This is a genomic window from Devosia sp. Root105, from assembly GCF_001424865.1.
GTDB lineage: Bacteria > Pseudomonadota > Alphaproteobacteria > Rhizobiales > Devosiaceae > Devosia_A.
Window position 1 is genome coordinate 102,886 of record NZ_LMCR01000018.1, and the last position, 9,557, is coordinate 112,442.

At 66.6% G+C, this 9,557-nt stretch carries 9 protein-coding genes; 7 read left to right on the forward strand and 2 right to left on the reverse strand.

The genetic code is table 11. The features are described from left to right. Positions 1-56 precede the first annotated feature (56 nt). From ASC68_RS20890 to ASC68_RS20915, 6 genes are all read left to right on the forward strand, one after another. Positions 57-1,634 (forward strand): ABC transporter substrate-binding protein, encoded by a 1,578-nt coding sequence (locus ASC68_RS20890; RefSeq protein ID WP_055883568.1) that lies wholly within the window; start codon positions 57-59, stop codon positions 1,632-1,634. Between the two features lie 243 nt (positions 1,635-1,877). Beyond that, positions 1,878-2,828 (forward strand): ABC transporter permease, encoded by a 951-nt coding sequence (locus ASC68_RS20895; RefSeq protein WP_055883571.1) that lies wholly within the window; start codon positions 1,878-1,880, stop codon positions 2,826-2,828. A gap of 1 nt (position 2,829) precedes the next feature. Beyond that, positions 2,830-3,714: an ABC transporter permease gene (locus ASC68_RS20900; protein ID WP_055883574.1), complete on the forward strand. Its 885-nt coding sequence runs from the start codon at positions 2,830-2,832 to the stop codon at positions 3,712-3,714. Beyond that, on the forward strand, positions 3,711-4,691 hold the full coding sequence (locus ASC68_RS20905) for an ABC transporter ATP-binding protein (protein WP_055883577.1): 981 nt from the start codon (positions 3,711-3,713) through the stop codon (positions 4,689-4,691). The genes ASC68_RS20900 and ASC68_RS20905 overlap by 4 nt, the downstream gene beginning before the upstream one ends. After that, complete coding sequence (locus ASC68_RS20910; protein WP_055883578.1) at positions 4,688-5,695, forward strand: oligopeptide/dipeptide ABC transporter ATP-binding protein; 1,008 nt, start codon at positions 4,688-4,690, stop codon at positions 5,693-5,695. Before ASC68_RS20905 ends, ASC68_RS20910 begins: the two co-directional genes overlap by 4 nt. A gap of 344 nt (positions 5,696-6,039) precedes the next feature. Beyond that, positions 6,040-6,684, forward strand: a complete 645-nt coding sequence (locus ASC68_RS20915; protein ID WP_055883581.1) for a hypothetical protein — start codon at positions 6,040-6,042, stop codon at positions 6,682-6,684. A gap of 28 nt (positions 6,685-6,712) precedes the next feature. Here ASC68_RS20915 and ASC68_RS20920 read toward each other — a convergent pair whose 3' ends face one another. Both ASC68_RS20920 and ASC68_RS20925 read right to left on the reverse strand, forming a co-directional pair. Next, positions 6,713-7,633: a FecR family protein gene (locus ASC68_RS20920; protein ID WP_055883584.1), complete on the reverse strand. Its 921-nt coding sequence runs from the start codon at positions 7,631-7,633 to the stop codon at positions 6,713-6,715. A gap of 136 nt (positions 7,634-7,769) precedes the next feature. After that, entirely contained in the window at positions 7,770-8,609 is an 840-nt protein-coding gene (locus ASC68_RS20925) for an aldo/keto reductase (protein ID WP_055883587.1), read from the reverse strand. 113 nt (positions 8,610-8,722) lie between these two features. Here ASC68_RS20925 and ASC68_RS20930 point away from each other — a divergent pair, with 113 nt between their 5' ends. Beyond that, positions 8,723-9,499 carry a phosphodiester glycosidase family protein gene (locus ASC68_RS20930; RefSeq protein WP_055883589.1) on the forward strand — a complete coding sequence of 259 codons (777 nt, stop codon included), beginning with the start codon at positions 8,723-8,725 and terminating at the stop codon, positions 9,497-9,499. Positions 9,500-9,557: the final 58 nt, after the last annotated feature.

The window sequence follows — 9,557 nt, forward strand, 5'->3', positions numbered from 1 at the left end:
TCGAGGGGGGCCGGTCCTTGGCGTCGACACACGTCTATTTTCAGGAGGGACTGATAATGGGTAACAGGAAGCATCTTCTTTTCAGCTCGGCAGTGACGCTGGGCCTTCTCGCCAGTTTCGGCGCGGTGGCTCAGGACCGGTTCAGCTGCCCGCAGCAGGGCGGCGATCTGGTGGTGGGGCTCGAAGCCGCCGCCGGCACGCTCGACCAGCAAACGGCGACCTCGTCGGCGACGCGCAACATCGCCATGAATATCTTCGAGGCGCTGATCATCCGCGACGAGAACATGCGGCCGGTGCCCGACCTCGCTGACTCGATCGAGCCCAGCGCCGACGGGCTGAGCTACACCTTCAAGCTGCGCCAGGGGGTGAAGTTCCACAACGGCAAGCCGATGACCTCGGCCGACGTGCTCGCCTCGTTCGACCGCTACAAGACCGTCGGCGTCAGCCGCTCGATCCTCGAGGCCGTGGCCGGCTGGTCGGCCCCCGATGACGCCACCTTCGTCATCACGCTCAAGGCGCCGCAGCCGAACTTCCTCGAGAACCTCTCATCCTCGACCGCTCCCGTCGTCATCATGCCGGCGGAAGAGGCGACCAAGGCCGCGGGGCAGATCGATGTCATCGGCACCGGGCCGTTCAAGCTCGGCGAGTTCGTGCCCGACAGCCATGTGCGGCTCGACCGCTATGCCGACTACACCCCGGGCACCACGCTCTCCGGTCTCAGCGGCTTTGCCGGCTACAAGCAGGCCTGCGTCGATACCGTGACCTTCCGCATGCTCACCGAAACCGCCGCCCGCATGGCAGCGCTCGAAACCGGTGAAGTCCACATCGTCGAATCGGTGCCGGCGATTTCGATGGAGCGCCTCGCAGCGGTCGAAGGCGTCGAGCTGCTGACGCTCGAAGCCTACGGCCTCAATATCGGCTACCCGAACTGGTCGGCGCCGCCGACCGACAATATCAAGGTACGCCAGGCCATGCTGGCCGCGCTCAACATGGATGAGATCATGGAGGCGTCGACCGACGGCGTCTACAAGCTCAACCCCAGCCTGCAATTCCCCGGTACGGCCTATTTCTCTGAAGCGGGCGGCGAGCTCTACAACCAGACCAATGCCGACAAGGCCAAGGCGCTGCTGGCCGAGGCCGGCTACAACAACGAGCCGATCGTACTGCTGACCACCCAGCAGATCACCACCATGTACAACACTGCCCTGGTGATGCAGGCGCAGCTGCAGGCGGCCGGCTTCAACGCCGAACTCAAGGTGTTCGACTGGCCGACGGCGCTCGCCACCAGCGAGAAGGAAACCACCGGGTGGAACTTCTTCTTCACCCACTGGACCGGCTCGGCCGCCCAGGGCGGCGCGACGACGCTGCGCAACCTCGCGGCCCCCGCCAACATCTATAAGCCGCAGGACCCGGCCGGTGATCCCGACTACAACGCCGCGTTCCAGCGCGTGCAGGGTGGCGCCACCATCGAAGAGCGGGCCGCCGCCTTCGCCGATGCGCAGAAGACGGTGTTCGAGCACGTGCTCGCCATTCCGTTCGGCGTGATGTCGAACGTCCAGGGCACGCGGTCGAACGTGAAGGGGTTTAAGCCCTTCTACAACACGCGGGTGTCGAACGTCTGGCTCGAAAAATGATGTGACGGGGCAGAGCCGCCGGCCTCTCCGCTCTGATCCTCCCCCGCGTGGCGGGGGAGGGGGACCACCCGAAGGGTGGTGGAGGGGGGGAGCAGAACGTACTGATGGTTTGGCCGCCCCCTCCACCAGCTTCGCTGGTTCCCCCCGGGGTGAGGCCCTGGCCTCATCCCCTCCCCCGCCCCGCGGGGGAGGATTTCGGAGAGGCCCGTGCCTCACCACGCGACTACCTAGAGGGCCTGCACGATGTTCGGCTACATCATCTCCCGCCTGCTCCAGGCGATCCCGATCCTCATCCTCGTCAGCCTGATCGCCTTCGGCATCATCTACCTGATCCCGGGCGATGCGGCGGTGGTGATCGGCGGGCCGTCGGCGACGCCGGAAGAGCTCGCGCAGATCCGGCAGAACCTCGGGCTCGACCAGCCGCTGCACATCCAGATCCTCACTTTCTATGCCCACCTGTTCCAGGGCGATCTCGGCCGCTCGCTGACCCTCGGCATCCCGGTGGTCGATGCGCTGCTCGCCCGCTCGCCCATCACCATCGGCATCGCCATCTACTCGCTGGTGCTCACCATCCTGATCGGGCTCAGCACCGGCATGCTGGCGGCGCTCAACCACAATCGCTGGATCGACCAGGCCGCGACTTTGTTCGCGCTGCTCGGCGTGTCGCTGCCCAACTTCTGGCTGGCGCTGGTGATGATCGTGCTGTTCTCGGTGCACCTGGGCTGGTTGCCCACCGGCGGTTATGTGCCGTTCACCAAGGATCCCATCGGCTGGCTGCGCACGGCCACCCTCCCCGCCGTGGCGCTTGCCCTGATGCAGGCCGGGCTACTGACCCGCATCACCCGCTCCACCATGCTCGAAGTGCTCAACCAGGACTATATCCGCACCGCCCGCGCCAAGGGCCTGCCCGAGTGGATCGTCGTCGGCCGGCATGCGCTGGCCAATGTGATGATGCCGATCGTCACCATGATCGGCCTGGTGCTTTCGGTGCTGCTCTCGGGCTCGATCGTCATCGAAACCATTTTCGGCGTGCCGGGGATCGGCTCGCTGCTCGGCAGCGCCATCGCAAACCGCGACTACCCGATGATCCAGGGCGGGCTGCTGTTCGTCACCACGGCCCTGCTCTTGCTCAACATCGTGATCGACCTGCTCTACACCAGCCTCGATCCCCGCATCCGGGTCAGGGGGCGCTAAGATGACCGACCTCGTCAACGAGCCGTCGCGGCTGTCGCTTGCGCTGGATTCGGCCCGCCACTGGGTTAAGCGCCTCAGCGCCAACCGGTCGTTCCTGCTCGGCGCCATCCTGTTCGGCGGCATCTGCCTCTTCACCCTCGCAGCGCCGTTGATCACCAGCGTCGATCCCAATGCCCTGTCGGTCCGCAACCGCTTCAAGCCGCCCTCCGAGCTCTACCTGTTCGGCACCGACAATCTCGGCCGGGACATGCTCAGCCGCGTGCTCAACGGCGCCCGGTTGAGCCTCGGCATCGGCTTTGCCGTGGTGATCCTCAACGCTGTATTCGGCGTGTTTCTCGGCGCCATCGCCGGCTACTATCGCCGCCTCGATGACCTCTTAATGCGCATCGCCGATGCGCTGATGGCCTTTCCCGCCGTGCTGCTCGCCATCGGCATCGCGGCGGCGCTCGGGCCCTCGGCGGCAACGGCCATCATTGCCCTCGCCGTGGTCTATATCCCGCGCACCGCCCGTGTCGTCCGCGCCTCCATCCTTGTTGCCCGCGAACTCGACTACGTGCAGGCGGCGCGCGCCGCCGGCGCCCGCGACGGGCGCATCCTCTGGCACCACATCATGCCCAACTGCATGGCGCCGCTCATCGTGCAGCTGAGCTTCGTCTTCGCCTATGCCGTGCTGTCGGAAGCGGTGCTGAGCTTTCTCGGCCTCAGCGCGCCACCCACCGTCCCCAGTTGGGGCGTCTTGATCGCCGAAGGCCGCACCTATCTGCGCGAGGCAGCCTGGCTGACCGTCATCCCCGGCCTCGCCATCGCCATCACCGTGCTTGGCCTTAACCTCCTGGGTGACGGCCTGCGCGACGTGCTCGACCCGCGGATGAAAGTAGAACAATGACCGCCGCTCCCCTGCTCAGCGTCCGTGACCTCACGGTGTCGTTCAACACCCGCTTCACCGCGGTGCGCGAGGCGAGCTTCGACGTCCATCCCGGTGAGCTGGTCGGCGTGGTGGGCGAAAGCGGCTCGGGCAAGAGCGTCAGCGCGCTCGCGGTGATGGGCCTTCTGCCGCCGACCGCCAAGGTCACCGGCTCGATTCACTTCGAGGGCCGCGACCTCCTGACCCTGTCGCGCCGTGAGCTCAGAAAAATCCGCGGCCGCGACATCGGCATCATCTTCCAGGAGCCGATGACCTCGCTCAATCCCGTCTTCACCATCGGCGACCAGATCACCGAGGCGGTCCGCGTGCATGACCCGATGAGCAGGAAGGCAGCGTGGGACCGCGCCACCGAACTGCTCGAGAAAGTTGGGGTGCCAGCACCGCGCCGCCGGCTGCAGGATTATCCGCATCAGCTCTCGGGCGGCCTCAGGCAGCGCGTTATGATCGCCATCGCCCTGTCGTCGTCGCCAAAACTGCTCATCGCCGATGAGCCGACCACCGCCCTGGACGTCACCATCCAGGCGCAGTTGCTCGACCTGCTCAACCAGCTGCGGCAGGATTTCGGCACCGCCATCCTGCTGATCACCCACAATATGGGCGTCATGGCCGAGGTCGCCGACCGCGTCGTGGTGATGTACGCGAGCCGCATCGTCGAGGAGGCGACTATCTTCGATCTCTTCGATCGGCCGCAGCACCCCTATACCAGCGGCCTGCTCGGCAGCACGCCCGAGCTCGATGGCGAAGCGCACCGGCTCCGCACCATCGCCGGCGCCATGCCCAACCCCGCCGAACTGCCGCCCGGGTGCCTCTTTGCGCCGCGCTGCCCCCAGGCGATCCCCGCCTGCCTCGACATGCAACCGCCGCTGCTCCCAATCTCCCCGGCCCAGAGCGCCGCCTGCATCCTCGCGCCGGGCCTCGTTGCGGAGGGCGCGCGATGACCACTCCTTTGCTCTCGGTCGACGGCCTCTCCAAGGAGTTTCCGGTTGCCGGCGACAACTGGCTAGCCCCCAGACAGACCCTGCGGGCCGTGCAATCGGTGTCGTTCGAACTCGGCAGCCGCCAGACGCTCGGCCTCGTGGGCGAGAGCGGCTGCGGCAAATCCACCACCGGCCGGCTTATCCTGCAACTGATCGAGCCGACAGCCGGCACGGTGCGCTTCAACGGCCGTGACCTCGCCACGATGCCCAGGGAAGAGCTGCGCCAGCTGCGCAGCTCCATGCAGATCATCTTCCAGGACCCGCAGGCCTCGCTCAACCCGCGCCACCGGGTGGAGGAGCTGATCCTCGAGCCGCTCTACGCCCAGGGCGAAAAACCCAGCGCCAAACTGACCAACTATGCCGGCGAGCTGCTCGACAAGGTCGGCCTGTCGCGCCGGCACCTGACCCGCTTCCCGCACGAGTTTTCCGGCGGGCAGCGCCAGCGCATCGGCATCGCCCGCGCCATCGCCTCGAAGCCGCAGCTGATCGTCTGCGACGAGGCGGTCTCGGCGCTCGATGTGTCGGTGCAGGCGCAGGTCATCAACCTCTTGCAGGATCTGCAGGACGAGCTGGGGTTGAGCTACCTGTTCATCGGCCATGACCTCGCCGTGGTTCGCCACATCGCCGACACCATGGCCATCATGTATCTGGGCCGCATCGTCGAAATGGCGCCCAAGCGCGAGTTCTACGCCCTGCCGATGCACCCCTATTCCCAGGCGCTGCTCGGCTCGGTGCCCGTCTCCCACCCGAGCAAGCGCCACGCCCGCAAGCGCCTAGAGGGCGAGATTCCGAGCCCCTTGAACCCGCCGACCGGCTGCCACTTCCACCCGCGCTGCCGCTTCGCCCGCGACATCTGCAAAGTGCAGGTGCCGCAACTGCGCAGCGTCACCCCGACCCGCCAGGCGGCGTGTCATTTCGCCGAAGAGATCGCGGCCGGCGAAGGCTTAACGACTGGCGCGTCATAGCCCTGTACCGAGACCGGCATTGACCCTCTGAATTCGGCCCCCAACTCGATGTCATCCCAGCGAAAACTGGGACCCCGCGGCGCGGGCTTTTGCCCTCGTCCGCTATCCGCTGGTACGGGCTGCGAATTGGGTCCCAGCTTTCGCTGGGATGACACCGGTGGGTGGGAAACGTCGTGGCAACACGCCCCTCACCGGATCAGATGACGCCCCCGATTGCACAGTATCGGCCGATGAACTAGCGTCGTTTCCGCCACCTGCACGCCCGAACGACTGCCTGTTCGCAGAATTACTGCCGTAGACCATATTGGAGGCAACGGCTGTTAAGCCGGTTTCGGGAGGCGGCGATGCTGGGGATCGTGCAGCTGGTGGCATGTGCAGCAGCGGCTATGGCCATCGCGTCGGCAGTGCCGGCGCAGGCAGCCAATATCTCCTTGAGCCCGGAGCTGCGCACCATCATCGTCGATGGCAGCATCGAGGCGGGCGATTTCGCACGCATCCGCGAGGTGTTCGCGGCGGCCGACGGCGAGGTGGATGGGCTCTATCTGCATAGCCCCGGCGGCGACTTCATGACCGCCATCGATGCCGGCGCCTGGGCGCGCGAGCACCGGCTCGAGACCTATGCCTCGGGCAGCCTCTGCTACTCGGCCTGTGCCTTCCTGTGGCTGGGCGGCGAGAAGCTCTATGCCAACGGCGTAGTGTCGCTGCACATGCCGTTCTACCGCACTTCGATGGTGACCATCGCCATCCCCGACGAAGGCGTCGCGGCAGCTGCCTGGTATCTCGCCAGCCTCGGCTATGACCGCGCCCTGATGGACGCCATGCTGGTGGTGAGCTCGACCGAATCCAACGAGATGTTCCCGGTCACCGGGCCCAACACTGCCCTGTTCCACATCACCTACCACGAGCTGCCCGACGAAGGCCGCTACAAGGACGCGATGAAGGAGGCGCGGGCGCGCAAATCCGCCGAGCGGCTGGAAACCCCGCGATAGGCTGGCGAGCCGGCTGGAGCGACGCGCCCTAGTGGCTGCAGTTCTGCGAGTTGCCCGGGTTGTGGCCGCTGTTGCCGGCGCACTCGCCCCCGCCGCCCGAGGACGGCGGCGTGGTCGGTGTGGTCGGCGTCGGCGTGGTCGGCGTCGGCTGCACCGCACCATCGGGGGCCGGCGCGCCGGCGCTGCCGGCAACCACCTGCATCGGCTTTCCGGCCGGCGTCTGCCGATCGAGGCTGTTGAAGAAACCGGGGCTAAACGGCAACGGCGAGAGCAGGCAGCTTGCCGCCTGCTTCATGCGGAAGGCGCCGGCCAGCGGCTGCTGCGTGGCGCCATAGACGAACAGGCCGCGCAGCTCCTTACGCGCGGCACGGTCGAGGGCGTTGGAAAGCCCAAGCGAACTGGCGCCATCGCGCGTCATCTCGCCCAACTCGCAGGTCTCGGAAATCTCCGAGCATACCCCGGCCTTGGTGCAGAGTTCGGTGCTGCCCGAATACATCAGCACGCGCGTCGATTTCGGGCCGTCGACCACCAGGTCGAACTCGGTGCCTCGAATGCCGATGGTGCCGCTCGGGGTCTTGATGCTGTAGCGGTCCTTGGCGGCGTCGCCAGTGGCGAAGCGGAAGGTGCCGGCCAGCGCCCCGATCACCATCTTGCCGGCCGAACCATCGGCGCGCAGCAGGTAATCCTCGATCTTGAGGGTCGAGCCGGGCCCGACCACCAGCTTGGTGCCATCCGCGAACAGGATCTGCGCCGAGCCGCCCGAACTGGTGCGGATCAGGTCGCCGAGGAATACATCCTCGCCGACCACCAGGGTGCGGAGCCCGCCGGTGGAATTGATTTCCGCCGCGGGATCGACCCCCACCGCCGAGCCGGCCGGCGCCGCGAGGGCCGCGGCCGAACCACTGAAGACAAACAGCACCGCCGTCAGATGTTTGACCAGCCAGTTCATCGATGTCCCCGGGGTTAGCCCCAGCCGCGACCGTGCGGCAGCAATAGCGCTGAGCTAATCACTTCCCGATCGGGGTGAACACTGCACAAATCGCATCATACTCAAAGTAGTGTGGGGCGAGTTCGACTTACGCCCCTCAGAACTCCTCATGCGTGCGCGGATCGCCGTCAAACAGCCTTCCATCGGGACGGGCCAGCGCGTTGATCGCGGCCATGTCGGCATTGTCGAGCTCAAAGCCGCCCAGCTCGAGGTTCTCGCGGCGGCGCGACGGGGTGGCGGACTTGGGGATCGGCAGCACGCCAAGCTGCAGGTGCCAGCGCAGCACCACCTGCGCCGGGGTGCGGCTGTGCTTGGTGGCAGCCGCCACCACCGCCGGCTCGGCAAGGAGGCCCGTGCCCTTGCCGATCGGCGTCCAGGCCTGGGTGAGGATGCCGCGCTGCTTGTCGGCGGCGCGCTGCTCGGGCTGGTTGAAATAGGGGTGCAGCTCGATCTGGTTGACGCTCGGGGCAACGCCGGTCTTCTCGATCATCTGGTCGAGATAATCAGGGAGAAAGTTCGACACGCCAATTGAGCGGACGAGGCCGCGCTCGCGCGCTTCGATCATCCCCTCCCAGGCCTCGACGAACAGCTGTTGGCTCGGGTTGGGCCAGTGGATCAGGTAGAGATCGAGATAGTCGAGGCCGCTGCGCAACAGCGATTCCTCGATCGCCCAGGTGACATTCGGCTTCTTGTGGTGCCGGCCGGGGAGTTTTGAGGTGACGCGGATTTCCTCGCGCGGCACCCCGGACATCCGCACCGCTTTGCCGACGGCGCCCTCGTTCTCGTAATTGACCGCGGAATCGAGCAGCCGATAGCCCTCGCGCAGCGCTTCCGCCATGCCCTCGGCCCCAGGAATGCCACGCAGCGCATAGGTGCCGAGCCCGACCGCCGGAAGCGTCGTGCCATCATTGAGTTTGTGGTCGGGCAACAGGGACATCACGAATCTCCTCGAGTTTTTCGAGGCATAGGAAAGGAGCGGGCGCGGTAACGCCATCCCCAAATAGGCGTGTTGCGCTTGCGTGTGGCGCTGCTCGCCGCGACAGTCCGCCGATGACCCCGCGTGATTCACTCTCCCTTGCCGCATTCGCCTTAGCCTCTTTGCTCGGTGCTCCGCTCGCGCACGCTGCCCCGGGCGAGGCGCGCTGCGCGGCCACCGAGTTCGAGGGCGCGCGCTACACCGTGTGCCACGCCGCGCCCGCCGAGCTGGAGCTGCACTGGCGCGATGCCGACGAGCAGCCCTATCGCCGCTTCGACGCGCTGGCCACGGCGCTGGCGGCCACCGGCCGCACGCTGCAGTTCGCCATCAATGCCGGCATGTACGACACCGAGTTCCGCCCCATCGGCCTCTATGTCGAGGCGGGTGAGAAGCTGGTGAAGCTGAACACCAACGAGGCGGCGCCGGGGACGAAACCCATCCCCAACTTCTACAAAAAGCCCAATGGCGTGTTCTTCGTCACCGGCGACACGGCGACGATCACGACCACCGAAGACTATCTCGCCGCCGCCCCCGAGCCGCGGCTCGCCACGCAGTCAGGGCCAATGCTGGTGATAGCAGGCGAACTCCACCCTGCCCTGATCCCCGGCTCCACCGACCGCACGCGGCGCAGCGGCGTCGGCGTCTGTGGGGAAGGCGAGGTGATCTTTGCCATCAGCGATGGCGGCGTGAACTTCCACGATTTCGCGAGACTGTTCCGCGACAGCCTCGGCTGCGACAATGCGCTGTTCCTCGATGGCGGACGCGGCGTGGGGTTGTACGATCCGGAGCTCGGCCGGAACGATGTGTCGTGGCACGGCGGCTATGGGCCGATGCTGGTGGTGGGAAAGTAGGCGTCGGGTGGTGCCACATCGCCCCCTCGCCCCTCTGGGGAGAGGGCCGGGGTGAGGG